The organism is Gemmatimonadota bacterium, from assembly GCA_009835325.1.
GTDB lineage: Bacteria > JAAXHH01 > JAAXHH01 > JAAXHH01 > JAAXHH01 > JAAXHH01.
This window is the reverse complement of sequence record VXWP01000058.1, coordinates 1-23,065: the sequence shown is the minus strand read 5'-3', so window position 1 is coordinate 23,065 and position 23,065 is coordinate 1. Positions and strand designations below refer to the sequence as shown.

Annotated in this window: 21 protein-coding genes; 9 read left to right on the top strand and 12 right to left on the bottom strand. The window is 63.8% G+C overall.

Annotation, left to right across the window (positions count from 1 at the left end; genetic code table 11):
* Window positions 1–12 precede the first annotated feature (12 nt).
* The 6 genes from F4Z81_07185 to F4Z81_07160 all read left to right on the top strand — a co-directional run bounded on the left by F4Z81_07185 (window position 13) and on the right by F4Z81_07160 (window position 7,329).
* A complete protein-coding gene (locus F4Z81_07185; protein ID MXW04837.1) occupies window positions 13–1,098 on the top strand; it encodes a Gfo/Idh/MocA family oxidoreductase in 1,086 nt (361 codons plus the stop codon).
* Window positions 1,095–2,027, top strand: a complete 933-nt coding sequence (locus F4Z81_07180) for a sugar phosphate isomerase/epimerase (protein ID MXW04836.1) — start codon at window positions 1,095–1,097, stop codon at window positions 2,025–2,027. Before F4Z81_07185 ends, F4Z81_07180 begins: the two co-directional genes overlap by 4 nt.
* A complete protein-coding gene (locus F4Z81_07175) occupies window positions 2,024–3,256 on the top strand; it encodes a divalent metal cation transporter (protein ID MXW04835.1) in 1,233 nt (410 codons plus the stop codon). The genes F4Z81_07180 and F4Z81_07175 overlap by 4 nt, the downstream gene beginning before the upstream one ends.
* Window positions 3,257–3,317: 61 nt before the next feature.
* Window positions 3,318–4,472, top strand: a complete 1,155-nt coding sequence (locus tag F4Z81_07170; protein ID MXW04834.1) for a Gfo/Idh/MocA family oxidoreductase — start codon at window positions 3,318–3,320, stop codon at window positions 4,470–4,472.
* 71 nt (window positions 4,473–4,543) lie between these two features.
* Window positions 4,544–6,433, top strand: a complete 1,890-nt coding sequence (gene iolD / locus F4Z81_07165) for a 3D-(3,5/4)-trihydroxycyclohexane-1,2-dione acylhydrolase (decyclizing) (GenBank protein MXW04833.1) — start codon at window positions 4,544–4,546, stop codon at window positions 6,431–6,433.
* Window positions 6,434–6,528: 95 nt separating this feature from the next.
* Entirely contained in the window at window positions 6,529–7,329 is an 801-nt protein-coding gene (locus tag F4Z81_07160; protein MXW04832.1) for a TIM barrel protein, read from the top strand.
* Window positions 7,330–7,336: 7 nt separating this feature from the next.
* On the opposite strand, the gene F4Z81_07155 is transcribed toward F4Z81_07160, so the two are convergent.
* On the bottom strand, window positions 7,337–7,810 hold the full coding sequence (locus F4Z81_07155) for a hypothetical protein (protein MXW04831.1): 474 nt from the start codon (window positions 7,808–7,810) through the stop codon (window positions 7,337–7,339).
* Between the two features lie 72 nt (window positions 7,811–7,882).
* Window positions 7,883–8,506 carry a dTDP-4-keto-6-deoxy-D-glucose epimerase gene (locus F4Z81_07150; protein MXW04830.1) on the bottom strand — a complete coding sequence of 208 codons (624 nt, stop codon included), beginning with the start codon at window positions 8,504–8,506 and terminating at the stop codon, window positions 7,883–7,885.
* Between the two features lie 249 nt (window positions 8,507–8,755).
* Between F4Z81_07150 and F4Z81_07145 the strand changes: the two genes are divergently transcribed.
* Genes F4Z81_07145 through F4Z81_07135 form a run of 3 tightly spaced genes read left to right on the top strand, consistent with a single transcriptional unit; the run spans window position 8,756 to window position 11,488 of the window.
* Window positions 8,756–9,478: a hypothetical protein gene (locus tag F4Z81_07145; protein ID MXW04829.1), complete on the top strand. Its 723-nt coding sequence runs from the start codon at window positions 8,756–8,758 to the stop codon at window positions 9,476–9,478.
* A gap of 12 nt (window positions 9,479–9,490) precedes the next feature.
* Window positions 9,491–10,390: an amidohydrolase gene (locus F4Z81_07140; GenBank protein MXW04828.1), complete on the top strand. Its 900-nt coding sequence runs from the start codon at window positions 9,491–9,493 to the stop codon at window positions 10,388–10,390.
* Window positions 10,391–10,402: 12 nt separating this feature from the next.
* Window positions 10,403–11,488 (top strand): DUF3500 domain-containing protein, encoded by a 1,086-nt coding sequence (locus F4Z81_07135; GenBank protein MXW04827.1) that lies wholly within the window; start codon window positions 10,403–10,405, stop codon window positions 11,486–11,488.
* A gap of 1 nt (window position 11,489) precedes the next feature.
* Here the strand turns inward: F4Z81_07135 and F4Z81_07130 are convergent, their stop codons facing one another.
* The 10 genes from F4Z81_07130 to F4Z81_07085 all read right to left on the bottom strand — a co-directional run bounded on the left by F4Z81_07130 (window position 11,490) and on the right by F4Z81_07085 (window position 22,811).
* Window positions 11,490–12,434, bottom strand: coding sequence for a D-2-hydroxyacid dehydrogenase (locus F4Z81_07130; protein ID MXW04826.1), 945 nt, complete (start codon window positions 12,432–12,434; stop codon window positions 11,490–11,492).
* 25 nt (window positions 12,435–12,459) lie between these two features.
* Complete coding sequence (locus F4Z81_07125) at window positions 12,460–13,593, bottom strand: ankyrin repeat domain-containing protein (GenBank protein MXW04825.1); 1,134 nt, start codon at window positions 13,591–13,593, stop codon at window positions 12,460–12,462.
* Window positions 13,594–13,640: 47 nt separating this feature from the next.
* Window positions 13,641–14,243 carry a DUF899 domain-containing protein gene (locus tag F4Z81_07120; protein ID MXW04824.1) on the bottom strand — a complete coding sequence of 201 codons (603 nt, stop codon included), beginning with the start codon at window positions 14,241–14,243 and terminating at the stop codon, window positions 13,641–13,643.
* A 14-nt stretch (window positions 14,244–14,257) separates the two neighbouring features.
* Window positions 14,258–15,298: a zinc-dependent alcohol dehydrogenase family protein gene (locus F4Z81_07115; protein ID MXW04823.1), complete on the bottom strand. Its 1,041-nt coding sequence runs from the start codon at window positions 15,296–15,298 to the stop codon at window positions 14,258–14,260.
* A gap of 105 nt (window positions 15,299–15,403) precedes the next feature.
* Complete coding sequence (locus F4Z81_07110; protein ID MXW04822.1) at window positions 15,404–16,204, bottom strand: nucleoside-binding protein; 801 nt, start codon at window positions 16,202–16,204, stop codon at window positions 15,404–15,406.
* A 73-nt stretch (window positions 16,205–16,277) separates the two neighbouring features.
* Window positions 16,278–17,153: a phytanoyl-CoA dioxygenase family protein gene (locus F4Z81_07105; protein MXW04821.1), complete on the bottom strand. Its 876-nt coding sequence runs from the start codon at window positions 17,151–17,153 to the stop codon at window positions 16,278–16,280.
* Between the two features lie 176 nt (window positions 17,154–17,329).
* Window positions 17,330–18,466 (bottom strand): hypothetical protein, encoded by a 1,137-nt coding sequence (locus tag F4Z81_07100; protein MXW04820.1) that lies wholly within the window; start codon window positions 18,464–18,466, stop codon window positions 17,330–17,332.
* 94 nt (window positions 18,467–18,560) lie between these two features.
* Window positions 18,561–20,069: a hypothetical protein gene (locus F4Z81_07095; protein ID MXW04819.1), complete on the bottom strand. Its 1,509-nt coding sequence runs from the start codon at window positions 20,067–20,069 to the stop codon at window positions 18,561–18,563.
* 106 nt (window positions 20,070–20,175) lie between these two features.
* Entirely contained in the window at window positions 20,176–21,378 is a 1,203-nt protein-coding gene (locus tag F4Z81_07090; protein MXW04818.1) for a Gfo/Idh/MocA family oxidoreductase, read from the bottom strand.
* A 59-nt stretch (window positions 21,379–21,437) separates the two neighbouring features.
* A complete protein-coding gene (locus F4Z81_07085; GenBank protein ID MXW04817.1) occupies window positions 21,438–22,811 on the bottom strand; it encodes a hypothetical protein in 1,374 nt (457 codons plus the stop codon).
* Window positions 22,812–23,065 lie beyond the last annotated feature (254 nt).

Genomic DNA, 23,065 nt, shown 5'->3' with positions numbered 1-23,065 from the left:
AAAGGCCTATTCATGGACCGCATAAGGATCGGCGTGGTCGGCTGCGGCGCGATCGCCCAGATCCAGCATCTGCCCCATATCGCCGAACTCCGTGACCGCTACGAACTGGCCGGACTCTGCGACGCATCCGCGAAACTCGTCGACTTCATCGGCGAGATGTACGACGTGCCTGATCGCAACCGTGTCACCCGCTACGAGGACCTCCTGGCGCTGGACCCGGACGCCGTGCTGCTCTGCTTCGCCGACCCCAAGACCGACGCGGCCGTCACCGCGCTGGACGCGGGCAAGCACGTATTCATCGAAAAGCCCATGTGCTACTCGGTGCGGGAAGCAGACAGGATCATCGGGGCCGCCGAGGCATCGGGCAAGACACTGATGGTGGGGTACATGAAGCAGCACGATCCGGGGTACCGATTCGCCCGAGACGAAGTGCTTGCCATGCCCGATATCCGCTTCATTCAGGCCAACCACCTCCATTGCGGCAACGACCGCCACCTGAGTGAATACACGCTGTACGCCTTCGATGACATACCGGGCGAGGTGATCGAGCGCACGGCCGCCCTGCGGGAGCGCGCCGTGCGGGATGCCATCGGCGACGTGCCGGAGTCCGCACGAAGGATCTTCTTCTCCCTTTCCGGCAGCATGATCCACGACATCAGCAGCCTGCGGGGCCTCTTCGGTCCGCCGGACCGGGTGGTCAGCGCCGAAATCTGGCGCGGCGGAACGAGCGTGACCACGGTGCTCGCCTACGAGAACGACGCACGGTGCGTGGCGACGTGGACCAGCCTGCCCGAACTGCACGATTTCCGGGAGACGCTGGAGGTCTTCGGCGCGGGACGGCGCGTGGGCATCCGGTTCCCCACGGGGTTCGACCGGGGACTGCCGTCGCCTGTCACGGTGATGGGCATGGACGGCGAACAGCCCTGGAAGAAGGAACTCGTGGTCAACAAGCAGAACGCCTTCAAGCTGGAACTGGTTCATTTCTACGATTGTGTCGTGAACGGGAAACCGCCCATTACCGACGGATACGGGGCGCGGCAGGACCACGCCCTGTGCCGCGACATCATTCAAGCCTACCTGCGGGGCAACCCATCATGAAAATCGTCTTCTGTACACTCACGCTGAGTGGCTATCGTTCACCGGAAGCCGCGGAGCGGGGTTACCCCCTGGCTGAGGAGCGCAAACCGGTGTGGGACTGGCTCGTACGCCACGGATTCGACGGGATCGACCTGGGCGAGACCTGGTTCAATTTCTACGACGCGCCGGACGAAGCGCTCGTCGAGCTGGGCGAGGAAGCGCGGGGTCACGGACTCGAAATCGGCGGACTGACCGTGCTGCGGAAGATCATCACCTGGCCGGCGCCTGAAGAGGTCCGGGCGACGAACCGGGGGCTGCTGTCCCGCGCGGTAAAGGCGGCCCAACTCGCGGGCGCGCCGCTGGTCAACATGTCCATCTCGCCGCAACCCTGGGAAGTGGGCGTGCGCGAGCAGGATCTCCGGGGGCAGTCCGACCCGGTGGGCAGCAGCCTGCGGGCACGGGACGAGGACTACGAGGAGGCCGCCGGCGTGCTGCGGTCGCTGGCGCGGGAAGCCGAACCGGAGGGCACCGAACTGACCCTGGAACTCCATCAGAACAGCATCGTGGACACCCCGGAGGGCATGCTGCGGCTCATCGACCTCGTCGGCCATCCCCTGATCAAGGCGAACCCGGATCTCGGCAATTTCTACTTCGCCTACGCGACGCCCGAGGGCGGCTGGGACGACGTGTGCCGCATGCTCGCGCCCCACACCAACTTCTGGCACGTCAAGAATATCCAGCGGATCTACTTCCAGGAAGAAGACCGCGCGCAGCACATCAACGCGCCCCTGGGCGAGGGCATGATCGACTACCGAAGGGCGCTTCGGATCATGCGGGACGGCGGCTTCGACGGGTATATAAGCATCGAGCTGGCCACGGGCGCAGATCCCTTCAACGCGATCCTGTCCGGCAAAAGGTACCTGGACGAAATGATGCGGGACGAGATTTGAAACTGAACTTCTTCCAGATGCTCGCCCTCATGGGACCGGGAATCGCCGTCGCGGCCACGGGCGTCGGCGCCGGGGACATGATTTCGGCCACCAATGCCGGCGCGAATTTCGGCACGGTGCTGCTGTGGGCCCTCGTCTGGGGCGCCGTGCTCAAGTTCGCCCTGAACGAAGGGGTCGGACGCTGGCAGCTCGCGACGGGCACCACGCTCCTGGAAGGCTGGGTGGAGCGCCTCGGCAGGCCCGTACAGTATTTCTTCCTGCTCTATCTCCTCATCTGGTCCTTCCTGGTCGGTGGGGGGCTGCTTTCGGCCTCCGGCATTGCCGGCCACACGGTTTTCCCGGCGCTTTCGGTCGCGCAGTGGGGAGTGATTCACGCCCTGGCCGCGTGCGTCATGGTCTGGGCGGGCCGTTTCGGGTTCTTCCTGACCGTCATGAAGGTGCTCGTCGGCCTGATGTTCGTGAGCTTCCTGATCAGCGCCTGGGCCCTCCGCCCCGACATCGGCGACATCCTGCGCGGCATCGCCCTGCCGACTGCGCCGTCGGGATCGGTGGTCGCCGTCCTGAGCGTCCTGGGCGGCGTGGGTGGCAGCCTGTCGGTCATGTGCTACGGGTACTGGATCCGGGAAGCCGGCCGCGAAGGCGGCGAGTGGCTCAAAGGCATACGGATCGATCTCGGCGGCGCCTATATCCTGACGGGGTTCTTCGGCATTGCCGTCATGATCCTCGGCGCGCAGATCCGCCCCGAGGCGGTGGGCATCGATATCGTCCTGGGCATGGCGGACCGGCTGGAAGTGGCGTTGGGACCCTTCGGGCGGTGGTCCCTCTACCTGGGCTTCTGGGCCGCGGTCATCACCTCGGTCCTGGGCGTCTGGCAGGGTATCCCCTACCTGTTCGCCGACTTCATGGCGATGTTCAAACGGGCGTCCAGCGAGGCCCGCGAGGCCATGGTCCGGACCGACTCCCGGTACTACCGCGGGTTCCTGCTGTTCCTGACCTTTCCGACCATGGCCCTGCTGCTATTCGACCGGCCGGTATCCATCGTCATCATCTACACGGTGGTCGGCGCCTTCTTCATGCCGTTCCTGGCCGGCACCCTGCTGTACATGAACTCGAAACATGAATGGGTCGGAAACCTGAAGACGGGGTGGCTGCTGAACGTGCTCCTCGTCCTCGCGCTGGTCCTCTTCCTGTATCTCGGCGTCAATCAGTTGATCGACGCCCTGGGTTGACCCAGGCGATCAAGCGGCGGACCCCGGCGAACGGTACAATCAATAAATCGGAGCGGATGAAATGGCCTCGCCGATCGGCATCGGCATCATCGGTATGGGCTGGATGGGCATGGTCCACGGCCGGGCCTACCACCAGGTCTGGCAGCGCTTCCCCGAATGCGGGCTGGTACCGGAACTGGTCATCTGTGCCGACGACGTGGCGAACCGGTGCGAGCAGGCCCGGGACATGCTGGGATTCAACAGGACCACGACGGACTGGCGCGAAATCATGGAAGACCTGGACGTATCCGTGGTCAACATCACCGTGCCGAATCATCTCCACCTGGACATGGTCCGTGCCGCCGCAGCAGCGGGCAAGGACATCTTCTGTGAGAAACCCGTGGGCCGCTCCCCCGCGGAAACGGCCGAAATCGCCCGGGCGGCCGCCGAAGCCGGCGTGCTGACCTGGGTCGGTTACAACTACCGCTGGGCGCCGCTCGTGCAGCATGCGCGCAGTCTCGTTGCCGACGGCGTGCTGGGCGACCTCACCCACTATCGCGGCCGGTTCTTCGCGGGCTACGCGAGCCACCCCGACGGCATGCTCTCCTGGCGCTTTCGTCGAGAGGATGCCGGAAGCGGTGCGCTGGGTGACCTTATGTCCCACGTTGTCGACATGGCCCACCTGCTCGCGGGACCCATCAGGCGCGTCGTCGGACAGAAGGCACTGATTATCGTAGACCGGCCCGTCGCGCCGGTCGGCGAAGGAACCCACTTTTCCGTCGGGACCGGCGGGCAACGCGAACCCGTGACGAATGAAGATTACGCCGGGGCGCTGGTGGAGTTCGTGAACGGCGCCCGTGGAACCTTCGAAGTCGACCGGGTGATCCAGGGGACGAAATGCCAGATGGCCTTCGAGATCCACGGCACGAAGGGCGCAATCCGGTGGGACTTCGAACGAATGAACGAATTGCAGTTGTACACGGTCGACGGCCCGCACGACGGGTTCGTCACCCTGCAGAGCGGGCCGGCCTATCCCGGGCATGTCCACTTCAACCCCGGCCCGGCTGTGGGACTCGGATACGACGACCTCAAGGCGATCGAGACCTTTCACTTTCTGCAGTCCATTGCAGCTGGCAGGCAGGGCGAGCCCGGCTTCAATGAAGCGCGGGCCGTGGCCGAAGTGCTGGCCGCGATCGAACGCTCCTGGTCTTCCGACCGCTGGGAAACGGTGCAGTAAATCGGCTGAGTTATCAGGCGCCGGTCATGGACTACGTTAAGACCCGCGTCGAGTCATCGAAGGAGCAGATCATGGCATACCCTCACGACAAAGTCCGGCTGACCACGGCACAGGCGGTGGTCAAGTACCTGTCCGTGCAGTACAGCGAGCGCGACGGCGCGGAGCGGCGTTTCATCCCCGCCATATTCGGCATATTCGGCCATGGGAACGTGGCCGGGCTGGGCCAGGCCCTTTTCGAGTATGGACAGGACCTGACCTACCACCAGCCCTGCAACGAGCAGTCCATGGTGCACACGGCCTCGGGTTACGCCAAGGTGAACCAACGCATGGCCACCATCGCGTGCACGGCATCCATCGGCCCGGGATCGACCAACATGCTGTCCGGCGCGGCCACGGCCACGATCAACCGCCTGCCCGTGCTCCTGCTGCCGTCCGATTACTATGCCACACGGTACCAGGGCCCGGTGCTGCAGGAACTCGAGCACCCGGTGTCCGCCGAAGTGAGCGTCAACGACTGCTTCCGCCCGGTCAGCCGGTTCTTCGACCGGATCAACCGGCCCGAACAACTGCTTACCGCGCTGCCGGAGGCCATGCGCGTACTCACCGATCCGGCGGATACGGGCGCGGTGACGATCTCGCTGCCCCAGGACGTGCAGGCCCACGCCTATGACTATCCGGCCCACTTCTTCGAGAAACGGGTCTGGCGCGTGGAGCGCAGGCCGCCGACGAAGGCGCGTATCGCGGAGGCAGTCGAACTGCTGAAAGGGGCGAAGCGGCCGATGATCATCGCGGGCGGCGGCGTCCATTATTCGGAAGCCTGGGACGCTCTCGCGGCCTTCGCCGCGACCTGCGGCATCCCCGTGGGAGAGACCTTCGGCGGCAAGGGCGCTATGCGCGAACCCTCGGACTGGGCGATCGGCGGGTTCGGCGTGACCGGCACGCCGGCGGGCGCCAGGATCGCCGCCGAGGCCGACCTGATCATCGCCGTGGGAACGCGGCTGACCGATTTCTCCACGGGCTCGCAGTCGGCCTTTTCGAATCCCGACGTCCGGTTCATCGGCATCAACGTGGCCGGGCACGACGCCTTCAAGCAGGGCGCCCTGCCGGTCACGGCCGACGCCCGGGAAGCGCTGACCGTCCTGGCTGAAGCCGCACGGGAAGCCGGCATCCGGCCCGACGACACGTACAAAGCGGAGATCGGCCGCCACATGGACGCCTACCATCGGTCGCTGAATGAAGAAGTATATGTAGACCATCCCGGCGAGGCCATGAGCCAGGCCCGGCTCATTCAGGTTCTGAACGGCGAAGCCCGGGAAAGTGACTGCGTCATCGCCGCCGCCGGCAGCCCGCCGGGCGACCTGCACCGGCTCTGGGACGTGTCGGGCGGCGCGGCCTGCTACCTGGAATTCGGCTATTCGTGCATGGGATGGGAACTGCCGGCCGGACTGGGCACCCGCATGGCCGGGAAACACGACGAGATCTACGTCTATATCGGCGACGGGACCTACCTGATGAATCCCACCGAACTCATGACCGCCATGCAGGAGGGCCTCAAGGTGACCGTCGTCATCTCTGAGAACCACGGTTACCAGATCATCCGGGCCCTGCAGATGGCCCGGGCGGGCCGGTCGTTCGGCAACGAGTTCCGTGGACGGGACGCCGGTTCGGACCGTCTCGAAGGGGAGTACCTGGAAATCGATTTCGCGGCCAACGCCAGGAGTTTCGGCGCGCGGGCGTGGCACGTTAAGTCATCGGACGAGCTGCGACAGGCGCTCCGGGAAGCCCGGTCGGAGACGCGGGCCTGCGTGATCGTGTGCGAGACCGAGAAACACCGCTACCTGCCGCCTTCGGACGTGTGGTGGGACATCGCGTCCGCCGAGGCGACCAATGATCCCATGACGCGGAAGCTGCGCGAGGGATACGAGGCCGAACGGCGTACGAGCCAGCGGTTTCACTACTAGGGGAGGACGCCGTGAACATCCGCATCGGCAGCGCGCCGGATTCCTGGGGCGTCTGGTTTCCCGATGACCCACGGCAGACCCCGTGGCAACGGTTCATGGACGAGGTGGCCGAAGCAGGCTACACGTGGATCGAACTGGGGCCCTACGGATATCTGCCCACGGAGATCGACCGGCTGCAGCGGGAACTGGCGGCTCGGAACCTCAAGGTGACCAGCGCTTTCGCCATGGGGAACCTCGAGGACCCGGACCGCTGGGCCGAACTGGAGCAGCAGGTGGTGGGCGCTGGAGAACTGCTGGCCGCCACCAGGGCCGGCTTCCTCGTCCTGATCGACGGGACTTACTCAGACCTGTTCACCGGCGAATTGATCGAGCCCCGGACCCTGGACGACGAAAACTGGCGACGCCTGGTCGATACGACCCACCGCGTGGCCGATCTCGCCCGCGGCGCATTCGGACTCCATCTCGTGTTCCACCCGCACGCGGAGACCCACGTGGAATACGAGGAGCAGATCGAGCGTTTTCTGGAAGATACCGACCCCGGGCGGGTATCGCTGTGTTTCGACGTGGGCCACCACGCTTACCGCGGCGGAGATCCGGTGGCCTTCCTCGAGAAGCACCGCGAGCGGATCCCTTATCTTCATCTCAAGAGCGTGGATCCGGAGAAACAACGGAAGGTGGAAGCCGAGCACATCCCCTTTGCCGACGCGGTGGCCATGGACATGTTCTGCGAGCCCTCGGCGGGCCTGGTCGATTTTCCGGCTTTGCTTGGGCTGCTGAAGCGGTTCGACTACGATGGTTACGCCATCGTGGAACAGGACATGTATCCTGCGCCTTTCGACAAACCCTTCCCGATCGCGAAGCGGACGCTGGAGTACCTGCGGGAAATCGGGTTTTAGGGACGTGTCAGACTCGAGCCTGCCGCCTTCGCATCGCTCCCGGCAGCCAGATGAACAGCGTGCCCAGCGAGACGCTCCAGACCGATCCGGCGACGAAGGTGCCCCCCGCAACCATACCGCCGTTCAATATCGTCATGACCGGACCCTCATAGTCGAGTACTCTCCCGGAGTTCTCCGGCGAGAACCGGCCGTGCTCCAGCCCGACGAAAAACGCGGTACTGTAAGAAATCAGGTTCGGAATGAACCAGACCAGGAACACCACCACGATGAGCGATCCCGCCACCCTCCTCCAGGCCAAATGGTCCCACCTGCCTTTTAACCCGTAGTACAGGTAGGCCAGGGGCATCAGGAAGTAGACGCCGATGAACATGGACTGATCGGGTGCGACGAAATCCAGCAGCAGGCGCGTCGCCGCGACGATCCAGCCGAAGAAGACGAGTCCTCGAATGTCCGACCAGAGTGACGGTTGATCCGATGTCATAGAGGTTCTCCCATTCATTGAAGCATGTATTACGTCGTGGCATTGTTGCTGTACGACGACATTGCTGTGCTTTCAGTATGTAAAGTTCGCGGACCGTTCATCCGCCAGCCAGTCGCTCATTGAGAACGCGTCCCGGTCCTTCTCGGACAGGATGGCTTCACCCACGACTATCTCGTCAAAGGCACGCTTCATCGCGCGATCGCAAAGCGACCAATCCAGGTCGGGTGCCAGGGGCGAGATGCCGGCCTCGTTGCCGGGGCTGTACTCTCCGCTGCACAGGTACTCCAGGATGCAGTCTGTCGGGCAGAAGAAGCCGTGGGCGAATCCCGGCGGCACCCAGATCCACTCGGCGTGGTCCGCGTCGGGATCCTCCGAAATATCGCGTGCAACGATCCTGCCCAGGGTAGGCGAACCCAGCCGGATATCCAGTGCCAGGTCCACGATGCGGCCCCTGGCAGCCCTAACCAGCTTTCCCATGTGGGGGTTCCACTGGAAATGGAGGCCTCGGACCACGCCGGCGCGGGAGAAGCTCTCGTTGATCTGTAGAAATCGGACATCACGAAGAAACGCCGTGTCCGGGTTGCTGGAGAGATCCCCCAGCCGGTAGGATTCGGTGAAGTACCCCCGGTCATCCCTGAATCGGCCAAAGCGAATCACTTTTAACTCGGGGATCGCAAGGGATTCCACGGCTTCGATCTTCAAGCGTTTCTCCTTTCCTGAGCGGTCGTACGCACGCTGAAGATAGGCAGATGAGGAAGAACTGGGCAAGAAGGAAATCCTGCGGGCACCGCAGTCACGAAAGTCGGCAGCGAACCGTCGCGCTGGACAGCTGCGACGCGACACACTGCAAAACGGCAGCCGTCGCGCTTGACAGTGTCGAACCGTTACTGTTGATTCCGGTCTATACCCGCACCACGATCTGAATCGAGAAGAAAGAAGCCCCGAATGACCATGGAATCCGGCCCCACCCCGGCGGAACGGAAACAGTGGGAGGAAGATGGTTATCTCGTCTTCGAGGACGCGATCCGGGGCGAGATGCTGGATCGACTCCAAAAGGCCTTCGACCACTGGGCCGCTGCCTGCAAGGAAGATTGGCTCGTCGGCGTCGCCCGGGGTGAACTGGCGGCGACCTATTACGACATACCGAACGTATTGGAAAAGGACGAGGTCTTCCTCGACATCCTCGACCGGCCGCGTTACTTCGAATACGTCAGGGCCTTTACCGAAGACGACATGATCTTCATTGGCGAGCAGGTCCGGACTGCGCCGCTCTGGCCCATGGGCTACACGGGGTGGCATCCCGATGTCCGTCCCGACCATCCTCTCCATATCAAGGTGCAGGTCTATGTAAACGATGTCGAGCGCGGCGGAGGGGAATTCGCCTACGTCCCGGGCAGCCACCGGCCCGGCGCGGGGCCGTATCCCCGGGTGAAGAACCTCGAAGCCATGCCGGGCCACAGGCGGTTCCCAGGCAGGGCGGGCACGGCCGTCATGTTCAATACCTACGGATGGCACGTGGCCATGGAAAACCACACCGGTATTCCCCGGAAGTCGATCATCCTTACCTACGAAAAGCGTACGCCCGGGAAAATCGACCCCGGACGGTACGCCCACATCGCTCCGTCGCTGAACACGCCGGACCGGCGCCGGCTGTTCGGGATGGCATAGGCAGGAAACCGCATGCCGCGTATTGATGCCCACGGTCACGTGTTCGCGAAGGTGACCAGTGAATTTCCGAGAGAAGCAAGCGGCAACACGCCGCCGGAACGGGAAGAAACGGTTGAAAAGCTGATGACCTACATGGCCGCCAGCGACGTCGACCAGGCCATGCTGGTGCAGATCGGCGGCACGAGCGTGGCGCAACACGCCTACCTGCTCCATTGCCTCAGGTCTTATCCCGATCGCTTTCTGGGCATCGGGCTCATTCCCGAGGCGGCCTACGGCGCGCCGGAGGAGCACATGGACCGGCTATCGGACGGTACGGGGATCGTGGGTTTTCGCCTCGGCATGGTCGGCGGCCCCCCGGATCCCTTTGATCCCGTAGACGTACGCACGTTCACGACCTACCCCATCTGGCGGCACGCTGCGGAAAAGGACCTCGTCCTCTGGCTGTACGTGCGGGCGGCGGACGCCCACCTGATCGCCTGGCTCGTCGACGCCTTTCCCCAGGTGCGCGTCGTCATCAACCACCTGGGCATCTGCCCGGGACTGGGCAAGGGCCGGACTGACCAGTGGGGACGGCCGCAGATCGATATCGTGCCCTATAACCCGGCTTTCCACACCACGCACAGGCTGAGCACCTACGAAAACGTGACGATGAAGCTGTCGGGCCATTACGCCTTCAGCAAAGAACCGTACCCCTACCCTGATCTCGCGGGATGGCAGAAAAACTTCCTGGGCACCTTCGGGGCCGACCGCCTCATGTGGGCGACCGACTTCCCATGGATCTACGAAGAACCCGGCTACGACAAGCTGGCGAAACTGGTCGAGGAGACCATACCCGAAATCAAGCCCCACGAACACGAGGCGATCATGGGCGGCACGGCCAAGCGGTTCCTGCGCTTTCCGGATCTGAAGTGATTGGAGACCAAAATGAGCGACGACCATAACGGTTTACTGACCAGCGCACACATCCAGGGCCTGGTTCGACGGATGGGAGAAGCGGCCGCCAATTTCACGGCCGTCCTGGCCCCGGATCAGCGGGCGAAAGCGCTCTTCCCCTTCGAAGACGAGGACGCGCGCACCTTCTGGGACTACGTGCCCCTGGCGCGAAAAGGCCTGCCGCTCGGCGAGATGGACCGGGGTCAGCGGCGCCGGGCCATGCAACTCGTCGCCTCCGGAGTGAGCGGCACGGGATACGCCACCACAACGACCATCATGGGCCTGGAAGCCACGCTGGATGCCCGTGAGGGCTGGTCATCGGGCAACTGGCGGGATCCTTCCGATTACTACGTGTCCCTGTTCGGCACGCCATCGGACCACGATCCCTGGGGATGGAAATTCGAGGGGCATCACGTTTCCATCAACTATACCATCGCCGGGGGAAAGATCGTCGCGCCCACCCCCTTCTTCTTCGGGGCGAATCCGGCATCGGCCGCGCTCAACGGCGTCAGTTCGCTCCGGCCCCTGGGCAACGTGGAAGACCTGGCGCGGGAACTGGTGCGCGCCCTGGACGAGGAACAACAGCACAGCGCGCTGATCGCAACGGTTCCGCCGGGGGATATCGTCACGGTGAATCAGCGCTTTATAACGGAAAACAGGGAGAAACCGGACCGGCTGGCCCGAACGGACGTGCCCTATGATACGGTTCGCTACACGGAAACGCCCCGCGGCCTCGCCGGCGCAGGCATGAACGACGGTCAGCGGGAGATGCTGGAGACCCTCATCGGCGAGTACATTCACCGCATGCCCGACGCCGTCGCCGAGATCGAATCCGACCTGTTAAAGACGCACGGCGTGGGCGACGTCCACCTGGCCTGGGCGGGCGGCCTCGAAGCCCGGCAACCTCACTACTACCGCCTGCAGGGCGGACGGTTCCTGGTGGAATACGACAACGTGCAGAACGACGCCAACCACGTGCACACGGTATGGCGCAACCCGACGAACGATTTCGGCGCGGACCTGCTTGCCCACCACTACCACACCGCGCACGACCACGGGGTGGTACACCGCCACTGATTCAGTACCCCTTGCGCTTGTCGATCACGCTCACCAGCGGCCTTCCATCCAGGTAACGACGCAGGTTCTCGCAGAACAGGGCCACGCACCGGCCGTCCCGGTTGGGAGATCCCCCGGCGGTATGGGGCGTAATCACCACGTTATCCATATTCCACAGCGGGTGATCTTCGGGCAGCGGCTCCTGGGGCACCACGTCCAGGCCCGCGCCGCCGATAAGGTTGCCTTCCAGCGCTTCCAGCAGGGCCGTTTCGTCGACGATCCTGCCCCGGGTGACGTTAATCAACAGCGCATGGTCCGGCATGCGGGCGAAGGCGGCCCGGTCGAACAGCCCCTCCGTTTCCGCCGTCAAAGGCGCGCAAACCGCGACGACGTCCGACTGTTCCAGGAGCGCATGGAACCGGTCCATGCCCCAGCAGGCTTCCACTTCGGGCGGCACTTCCACCTTCTCCGGATCCACGGCGACGACGCGCATGCCGAAAGCGGCCGCCCGCCTGGCCAATTCACGGCCGGTTCCGCCCAGACCGACGATACCCATGGTCCGGTCCACCAGTTCCCACGAGGCGTCGCGAATAGGCCAGCGCGGCTCCCAGCCCGGATTGCGGATCGCGGTGTGGATGCCCCGGGTCAGCGCGAGCAGAAGCGCCATGCCGTGATCGGCCAGGTGCACGCCCACGAAGCCCTTCGAACTGCATAGCACCACGTCGCTCTCCACCAGTTCGGGATAGAGCAGTCCGTCCACACCGGCGCCCCAGCTCTGGATCCAGGCGAGCTTTCTCCTTCGCGCGAAGAGGGCCCGGGTGATCTCGCCGCAGACCACTTCGATCTCCGGCATGACGGCCAGCGCCTCCTCTTCCGTATCCACCCTTATCACCCGTACTTTCTGGTCGACCCGGCTGATCTTGTCGACGAGGGGTTCGATCAGATTCATCCTGAGCAGGACGTTCATGGCTGCACCTCGGGGTAGACGGACATCAGGTTCGTTTCTTGAGATAGGAAGCACCCTTCCGTGCGATTTCGAAGGCGGTTTTGCCGTTCCTGTTCAGCACGGTCGTGTCCGCACCCGCGGCGAGGAGCGCTTCCGCGGCCTCGGCGTGTCCTTCGTACGTTGCGCGATGGAGCGGAGTGCGGCCTTTGCGATCCTGCGTGTCCAGGTCGGCACCTGCTGCCGCCAGCAGCTTCACGGCCTCTGCCCGGCCGCATTCGGACGCAAGTTGTATGGACGTGCGATGGGCATCGTTCCGCGTATCGACCTCCGCGCCGTGGTCCAGCAGCCACCGCAGACTATCCAGCGAACCCGCCCTCGACGCCCAGTGCAAGGGGGTCATCCCGTAGGGGCCAGTCGTGTCTGCGAGATCGGGTTTGAAGGCCTGGAGCGCTTTAAGACGACCGGTGTCGTCCAATCCCGCCGCCGCACACGCATCGTAGGCCGCGCCGTCCTCGATCAGCATGCGGGCGACTTCACGCTTGCCCTGGTTCCTCGGTGATTCGTCGTCGCCCCAGAGTCCGGGAGAAACGGCCTCGTGCAGGGACGTCACGCCCCGCTCCCCGTTGCCCTTGATCGGCCGTTCGTGATGTATCCCGACGCCGTAATCGATCAGGAGCCTGGCGACTTCTGGAAACCCGCCCCAGGCGGCCCAGTACATGAGGGACAGGTTCGCGGGCCAGCCCGTATGGGGCTTGTCGACGGACACCGGGGTGGCGTCCGCCGCGCCCGAAGTGAATACGGCTTCGAGCGTATCTGCGGAACCCGCCCAGGCCGCTTCGTGGAGTACGTTGTAGGAACGGGTATCGATGTTGAACGGCACGCCGCGATCAAGCAGGAAGGACACCGCGCCTCCACAGCCGCGCATGCCGACGATGACGGTAAGCAGGTGGGCGCCAATGCGATCGAGCACGTCCGGATTTCCGGCAAGGATCGCGGTCATCCGCGCCAGGTCCGGCTGGCCATCCCAACGACCGGGGTCCGGTCCCATGGCGGCTTCAATGAGGCGCTTTTCCGCCAGGGTAATCTCCGGCAACTGCGCTTCACGAAGGAACCAGTTTTCGTGGAACAGTCTGATGGCTGGACTGTCGCGCACCGTACCTCCCACAGCCCTGTCGCGCACCAAGGCTTCCGGTGTCCCGGAGCCAGCCGCTGAACCTGAGCAAACCGCTATTCGAGCAGGTTCGCGCCGCCGTCATCCATCTTCCCGGGCTGGCGCCAGTACCGGTACTGCGGGGTCCATTCCGCTTCGCCGAGGCCCGCAAGACCCAACAGGTTCCAGAGGGAGCAGTACAGGTCGCCGGGGCCGAACACGCAGCTGTTCTTTCGCAGCACCTGGTCGCCCTGCCGTTCGTAGATCACCGCGCCGGGCATGTTCTCCACGCCCTCCATCACCGTCTGTTCGACGATATACGCGCCGCCCCCGTGGGAAGCGAGGCGAAAGCGCCAGTTCCGAGAATTGGCGAAGTCACGCTGCAGGGCGGGGGGATCACCGGACAACAGCACGACGGACATGGCGTCCTCGAGATGGGCCAGCATGCCGTTGAATCCGTCCGCCCACAGCGTGCAGTACCGGCAACCCTGTCCCATGTTGTGGATGGCCAGCAGGCGGTCGCGGCCGGCGAACAGGTCGAGCAGGGAGACCTCTCCGGTCAGGGTGTCGAACCGATAGTTTGGCACCGGACCGGGGGCATTGTCCCGCCGCAACGCGTTCAGCTTAGCGGTGAGTTCGAAGATCTGTCGTTCGAGGGCAACGATGTCCTTCTCGGCCATGCGTATTCCTTTCGTCAGAACCGGTCGATGACCGTTACACCGGTCTGGCTGAACCGGCCCATGGCTTCCAGCTCGGCGCCGGCCTCATCGAGTGCGACGGTCTTGCCGACCAGGCGGCCGGGCTGAAGCGCGCCGGAGGTGACCATGCGCAGCAGGTCGGCAAACCGATGGGCCGGCATGCCGTGGCTGCCCACGATTTCGAGTTCCTTGGCAATGACCGCGTTCATGGGGATCGGGACATCGGCCTCGTCCGCCAGGGTCAGGCCGATCTGCACGTGGCGGCCCCGCTTGCGCAGGCACCGGATGGAATTGCGGCTGGTGATTTTGCTCCCGAGGGCGTCGATGGAGACCAGGGCGCCGCCGCCTGTCTTCTGCCGTATTTCTCTGACTACGTCGGAACTGGTCTTTGCATTCACCGTCATGCGTGCGCCGAAGTCCCGCGCCAGCTGCAACCGGGTCTCGTCGATGTCCACGGCGATCACCTCGGCTCCCACGGCCGCCGCAATCATGGTCGCCGACAGCCCGACCCCGCCGCATCCATGAATGGCCACGAAATCACCGCCGTTCACCCGGCCCTGGTCCACCACGCCGCGGAACGCCGTCATGAACCGGCAACCCAGGCTAGCGGCCTCGACGAAGTCCAGGTCATCGGGCAGGCCCACGAGATTCACGTCGGCGTAGGGCATGGCTACGTATCCGGCGAAGGCGCCCCAACCGGTAAACCCCGGCTGGTACTCGTTGTCGCAGATATGGTGATGGCCGGCCAGGCACTGCGCGCAGGTGCCGCATCCGCCGCAGAAGGGCACGGTCACCCGGTCGCCGACCCGCCAGTTGCGCACCTGGCCGCCCTTCTCAACGACCACCCCTGCGAATTCGTGACCCGGTACGTGAGGCAGCTTGATTGACGGGTCGTGTCCCATCCATCCGTGCCAGTCGCTCCGGCAGATCCCGTTGGCCCGCACCTCGATCACGACGCCGTCCTCCGACGGCACGGGATCGGGAACTTCCCGCACCTCGAGGGGTGATCCGAAGGCGTCCATTACGGCGGCTTTCATCAGGTAGTCCTATGGCTTGGCGGGCGTTCCGGTGACCGATGGGTCGCCGGCGGCACCCGCCTCTTTTTAAAAAAGTGGACTATGGATTCGGCACCACGGACAGGACTAGAGACGCCAGACCACCAGGAACTGAATGGTGTTCTCGTCGTCGTCCGTGCCGATTTTGTTTCTCCAGTACTGGTACTCGAATCCGAGCAGCAACTGATTGGGTTCGCCGGCCGCGGCCCGGCCGATGTCCCAGACGAACTGCGGCTGCGCGAGTATCGATGCGTCGTGCCGGCCGCCGAGTTCGTTGGACCGGCTCCCGATGTACTCCGCGTGGCCCATGAAGGCGAAGGAATGCTGGCCGATATCAAAAGGGGCGGCCCAGTTTACGTCAAACACGAAACTGTGCCCTTCCTTCGGCGCACCGCCCTTTGCCACGCCGAAGTTCTGGTCGATGTAGGCCGTGAGATCGGTGTTCAGGAACAGGAATCCGGGGATATCCCAGGACGCCCTGAATCCAGGCAGAAACTTGAACACTTTCGCGTCGCCGCCCATGTTGATTCCCGCAATGATCGCCAGGTCGGAAATGAGTCCCAGGCTGGCACCAGACTGCTGCATTTTGCCGATACTGAGCGTCGGATACCACTCGGCGTAGAAATCACGGTCGTTGAATCCGTCCCTTTCCCGGTCGATCAAATAGTCAAGGAAGAAGAAACTGTCCCCGAGCTTCCATTGGGAGGCCTGCTGCACGGTGAGCACCAGGGACTGCACGCTCCTTTTCGCGAAGGGATTCCTCAGCTTTCCCACCTGCAGGTGGAACTCGGTCTGGGCGGAGGCCGTGGATACCGTAGACGCCGCGGCCAACGACATCATAAAACATACCGCGAATCGCTTGAGGCAGTTGTAGTTGCTACACTTCATCCCTTTGTCCTTGTCCGGAGACGTCCGCCTCCCGTTGTTCCGTATGTTGACGGTCGACAAGCGTCGAGTTCGATCAATCACCCCACCTGTCCGGATTGATTCCCGGCGCTTCGCTCTTCATCCCCTTCGGCTTGTGCGGCTGCTGCCACTCCAGGCCGGTCGTATTCAGGCTCTGCAGGAAGGGCCTGGCCTGTGCAGGCGCGGCGGCGACGTCCCCGGGATCCCACTCCTCCATCGGCTGGACGGGCCCGGACCAGGCCGGCCGGTAACCGAACTGGATCAGTTCCCGGGGCACCGTGTCGCGGTTGGGATGGGTACCGTGAAAAACGTCCTTGGGAATGACCAGGGCCGATCCCGCTTTCGCGCAGAGGGTCACCTCCTGGGGATGGGACTTGTAACGCACGTAGGGGTTGCCATGGGCGTGAAAGGACAGGTGCGAGCGTGGAACCACCCGGAACGGCGCCCTTTCCGCCGGCAAATCGTCCAGGTAGTAAAGCACCCGAACCAGACGGGGCGAACTGCCCTCGTAGCTGAAAATGGATGAGCCGTAGGGCTGGCCGTCCGTGTGCATGGAAATGGGCGGCGAACCCGACAGGGTCCGCGTGAACAGGCCTCGCGTAAACACGATATCCGCACCCATCAGCGCTTCGAGGAACTCGATCATGGGCGGATGCCCGATCAAGGCGCACATGGCCGGACTGCGCCACTGGGCCTCCAGGCAGTAGGTCTGGCAGTCGCTGTAGTCCTTGCATTCCATGGGCACATTGGCCAGTTCGGCCTTAAGCCGTGCGATGTGATCGGCGTCGAGCATATCCGGTAGAAGCACGTAGCCTTCGACTTCGAAGTGACGGATGCGCTGGGCCGTCGTGAATGACCCGAAGTCCGTCTCGTCGACGTGCATGAATCCGATCTCTTCCCGAGGATCGATTCGAACCGTGGCGCTTTCCATGATGCGCTCCTTGATGACCGGTAGTCTGCTATCCTGATGTCTGAGGAAACTATATGATCTGGCTGGTCGTTTACAAGCGTTTTCCGCGCGTTAGCCGCGGCCGGCAGTTCGAAACCGGTTGATTGCCCGGCCGCGCGCCTTGCCCGGGTGCCGGTGAGGTTTCGAGCTTCCCCGGTTCAGGCCCGCGCGCCGAAATGCCGGCGCACGAAATCCCAGGCCGGCGTCTTGAAGAACCGGTGGCCGCCTTCTCCGACGGCCAGCTCGCATTTATCCGAAGCGCCGGCGACCGCGTAGACGGCCTTGAGCCGGTCGAAGGCGGCGTGGACGTGGGCGATGGGAAAGATGGGGTCGTGCCGGCCGGCGATGGCACAGAAGGGGCGTGGAGCGATCAAACCGGCCACGTCGTACATTTCTCCCAGCCGCAGCAAACCGGGCACGTAGTTGCATTCACAGTGATGGATCGTCCCGATGCTGCCCACGAACGTGCAGAAATAGCACCCCGGCATGGAGAGGGCGATACGGGTGTCGCAGGCCGAGGCGAAAAGCGATATCGTACCGCCGCCCGAGTTGCCCGTGATGGCTATGCGGCCGGCGTCAATGGGCAGATTGGCGACCGCCCAGTCGATCAGGCGGGACGTATCCCACACACGTTCGCCGATGGGCGTTCTCCCGAGCAGCAGGTCGTGGACGAGTTGGTCGCGGCAGGAGTGTACTCTATCGGCCTCGATGTCTTTCGCGGTGCGCGTTTCCCCGAAGGCCCGCGTGGTCGGCGCGATGACGATGTACCCCTCCTCGGCGGCCGCCTGCCGGGCGATGTCGCGCTCGCCCTCCATCATGTGCGCCTCTTCCGCCGCGTCCCGGGAAATGCCGACGTAGATGTGGGGATGATTGTGGCCATGGGGCACGAGGACCAGGGGGCGTGCCTCGTTGCGGTCCAGCCCTTCTGTGCCTGCGTCTGAACCTGTACCTGTGTCTGCGCACTTCACGCCATTCGGCAACAGGAGGTAGAATGGCAGCGGCACAGTCGGTTCGACCCAGAGATACCAGCGTTCCCGGACATGGCTGCCCAGGTCCGCTGATTCGAGCCGCTCCGCCTTCGGCACGTAGCCCGAGAGGTCGGAAGCCATGTTGTCCAGGCCGAGTGCTTCCCGCAGTTTCGGGCGAAAGGCGGCCTGCCAGGCGGACAGGCCTTCCGGATCCGTCGCCCTGAAGGCGTACGTCCCGGAGACGTTTTCATACAGGCTACTCAAATGCGTTTCCTGGTCATAGGGCTTGAACGTTCCGGCCGCCAGCGTTCCCGTCCGGTTATCCATCATGAACTCCAATGCTGGTTACGAAATTGGACTCTTGGTGTGCGTGTGGCGCACTCGACGGTGTGCCGATTCGTGGTGCGCGTGTGGCCGCGTGTCAACGGTACCCAAAGATCAGCGGAAAAACGGCCACGACGAAGGCCGCCCACACGGAGAAAACGGGGAGATAGTCCGTCTGCCAGCGTTCCACGGCGGAGAACGGCCTCCGCCGTCGCAGGAATCCGAAGTACAGGCGGGCCGTCCACGTCAGGTTGACGAACAGGATGATGTTCAGTCCCATGGCCCACATTCGGTTCGGCGTGACCCCGAAATCGCTGATGCGCGCCGTCATGGCCGCCAGCACGAGGACGTCTACGACCAGGGCGGCTGAAACAAGCGCGATCTGCAGGCCGTCATATACGCCCGGCGGCGCCACGGGGTCTCTTGCCGAGACCGAATACAGCACGAGACCCAGGACGACGATGAGCAGCGCATCGAAGGCGATCAACATCTCGCGCTGCACGTCGATCCCTTTTCCGGTCCACACCAGGACCGCGAGAAAGGACAGAAGCATCAGCGTGAACAGTGGTGTGAATATCCGCGTGAGCACCGGCGCCACCTGCTCGATGGCGCCCTGCCCGGTATCCACGAGCCAGGCCGCCAAGACGAACGCGCCCATCGCTCCGCACGGAATGATCCACGACGCGGCGGCCCATCGCAGGTCCACGCCCAGCGCGTTAAACACCGTCAGCGTAATGCCGGTGAGCACGCCGCCGCCCAGGGCGATGAGCACGTACAGGATGAAGAGCTGTCCGCTGAACCGGACGAAATCCATGCGCAACCCGCGCGTCCGCCAGTCACCCCCGGTATATGCGAAGCCGACGACGAGCCACAGGGCGATGGGCACATGCAACGTGGTGAGTACTGCGGTATCGCCGCCCGGCTCGAAGGGAAATACATTACACAGCAGCATGGCCACGAGGAAGGGCGGTATTAACCAGCCCCACCGGGCGAAGGCCATCCCGCGTTTCCAGGCGAAATACACCGTCACAAACGGAAACGCGAAGAAACTGATGTTCAGTGCATAGAACTGGTTGACGTCATCGTCGTCGAAAGCGTAACCGAACAGCGCGGGGACCTTGATCGCCATAGCCGCGCCGGCGGCCAGACAAAGGACGAAGACGAATTCCGTCAACCCGGGTTTGGCGATCTCTGTAGCGGCGTGGATTGCGCCCGCAGCCGGTTCTGAACCAGATCCCTGCGAACCAGATCCCTGCGAACCAGATCTTGGCGTATCTACATTGTATATACCGGCTACATCGCTTCGATCGGCTACGTCGTTTTTGTCGGTTACGTCGAATCTACCGGTTTCGTCCGTGGCCGGTTGGTCAGCTGCAGCACCCATCAACTGCGCCGCGTGATCCTGGACGAAAGCGCGTGTCGCCGTGTCGTCGCGGCCGATCCGCCCCGCCGCGACCTGGAAGGCTTCTGCGGCCGAAAGACCGAGCCGCAACAGGTCGTCTGCCTGGACCCTCAGCCGTTCTTCGAGCTCATCCAGCTCGGTCGCCGGAAGCGATCCATGCCGTTCAACGTAGGTCCGCCACCGCGCGATTGCATTTTCAAACAAGGGTTCGTTCAAGATTCCGGCCCGAGGGTTTCTGGATTTTACGTAGTCATGCGAAACGCCGTATTGAATACTAACGCGAAGCGCCGCGCATTGTTCCGGAACGGAGTCAATCTGCGCCAGGCGGATCGCCGAGATCAGGTACCTCGAGCAGTGCGCCCCCGTGGAGTGCGGACTCATGGGCCGTCAGACCGGGAATCATGTACCTGGCCGCGTCCCAGGCGTTGTTGGGGGGCAGGGAACCGTTCACGCAGGCCATCATGAAGTCGTCGACGAGGAACTGGTGGCTGCCCGCATGGCCATTGGGCAGTCCGGCGAATACCTCAGGCAGCCGTTCGACCGGGTGCACGGCGGAGGCGCCTAAGTGGGTGCCGTCGGAAGCGGTCACCTTGCCCATCGGATCGCTTCCCATCGCAACGCTTCCCGGCACAGGCTGGCCGGTGCAGGCGAGCAGGTCGTCGAGGGGTTCCACGCGGGTCCCGTCCTTCCTAAGCCAGGACGCGCCTGCGGCGGTCTGCTCGAAGCCGCCCTCGGTCCCCTGAAGTCCCATGCGCACGCATCCCGGATGGCCCACGCGCCGGAACTCGTTGATGCGGCAGACACTCCCGTCGGACATGCTGTACAGCGCGCTCTGGTTGCTGAAGGGATTGGCCCAGTCATTGGCCTCGTAAATCCCGTCCTCGTGGGTGTCTCGAAATCCCTGGCAGGATACCCGGGTCATGCGCGCGCCGGTGACGGAAATGACCTGGCTCGTCGAATGCGTGGGGTAGTACATGGGCGGTATGCCGGCCGTCTCCCGCCAGTTCTCGCCGCCGCGCCAGCGCGCCACGTCGTAGAGGCCGTGGTCCCAGTCATGGTAGTATTCCGCCTGGCCGTATACGATCCGGCCGAAAGCGCCCCGCGCAAACTGTTCCCGGCAATACAGCACGCCGGGATAATAGTAGCTGGTCTCGCCGAGCATGTAGACCGCGCCCGAGGACCTGGCCGCGGCCACCAGGTTCTCGATTTCGGCTACGCTGATCCCCGGCGGCACGGCCGAATACACATGTTTTCCGGCTTCCAGGGCCTGGACGGCCTGGGGACCGTGAAGCCAGTTCTGGGTAAAGAGGCACACGGCGTCCACGGCGGATTCGCAGAGGGCATCGAGGGAGGTACTGGTGTCGCTGATCTCGAAACGGGCGGCCGCAGCCGCCCTTTTCTCTTCATCCAGGTCGCACAGCACCACACGTTCGACCTGCGGATGCGCCTTGAAAAGAGGAATGAAAGACTGTGCGAACGCACCCGTGCCGACCATACCGACCTGGAGTCCCATGTCCACCTCATGACGCGCTCAAGCGCCCTTGCAAGCCGCCACGCCAGCCGTTTCCCGGGTTAGTCGCCATATGTTCCAAGTAGATTGCGCAAGAAAACCACGGCACGGGGAATCGCACTTGGCATCGACGTGATTTCGTGCGTTGCACCCGGATAGATATAAGCCTCGAACTCGGGCGGTCCGCGACCGATCTCCGTCATGGCCCGGATCATGGATTCCGCCTGGGTTACGGAGACCACCCCGTCCATGTCGCCGTGGTGGACCTGCAGCGGGGGCAGATCCTCGGCAAACAGGACGGCGGACCGGCGGATGAGCGCCAGCCGGGCATCCTGGAGCGTAACGTCCCCTGTCCACCACGGTACGAGGTAAGTGGCCCGCAGGTGTTCTACACCGGGCAAATCGACGGTCACACCCCTCACCAGGAGACTGGCGATGTCCCGCGCCCATTCGTTCTGGAAATCCGTTGGTCCGAAGAACGTTATGACGCCCGCGATACGCTCGTCCCGGATCCCCATCAGCATGGCCACGCCGCCACCTCTGCTGGCGCCCGCTACGATGTACCGGTCGGTCTGGGCTTCCGGTATTGTCTCCATGGTTAGATTGACCAGCGACAGGGCGTCGTCCACGTCGCGGTCCCACGGACTGGCCGGACCGTCCGACAGCCAGGACCGGTCATCGTATCTGAGCGGTTCGTCCCGGAACGACGGGATCACATAGACGAAGTCATCCGTCATTTCACCGAGGGCGACGGTCAGTATGAATAGCGTGCTTTCCACCGACACGCCGCCGTCGCCGCCATGGGCGTATACAATAATGGGGAGTTCTCCGGCGCCGGCGCCGTCCGGCACGATGATGGCGCCGTAATGGCGCAAACCCTCGACCTGGTGCGAGACGACCCGCAGGGTGGCCGGATATCCGCCCATGCTGTAGGTTTCTTCAAGCTCGATCATGCCCCCGGCCGCGGAGTAGTCTCGCGTGGCCCAGTCGGCACGGACCGCCGACAGTTCGTCCTCTTCGGCTGGCGCGAACAGGACGTCGAGCGAGTCTTCCACGGAGATCGCGTGGCCGCTCACGTTGGCGGTCGCGCTCGAAGCGGTGACGGTCAGCATCTGCACTCCGGTCGTCGAACCCAGCGTCCAGTGGGTGGCGGCCATGCCGTCCGGTCCGGTTCCGACGGTGGTCGGTTCGGTTACGCCGTGGTCGGGCGAAAACAGGACGAGGGCACCGGGCAGGGGCTGCTCTTCCTCGTCGAGCACCTGGACAACGACCGGTTCCCGCAGACTCGAACCGGCAAGCGCACGCTGCCCGTCGCCGGAAACGACGTTTATCCTGGCGGCCCGGGCCGGATCTACGGGATCGGGTGAGGTTGGGCCATCCCCGCCGCAGGAGACCAGGACTGCCAGGGAAAGGAGCAGCGTGATGGGAGCAAGCATGCGCCGGCGCAAGCCCGTCGATCCGGAGCCCGCCGATCCGCAGCCCGACGTTCCGGGGCCTGAAATGGATACAGGCCGCGATGGGTTCTCAAATGGACGCATAGACTGGCTCGGCGATAAATGCAACGGAATGCGGATGGTTTCAAGCGTCTCGACGCGCGTCTGGTATGTCGGCGGGCAAGTAATTTACGATTCGGCCGCGGAGATATAAAGCACCAATTGCCTTTGCCAGTAAATTTGTTGCACTTTTTTAG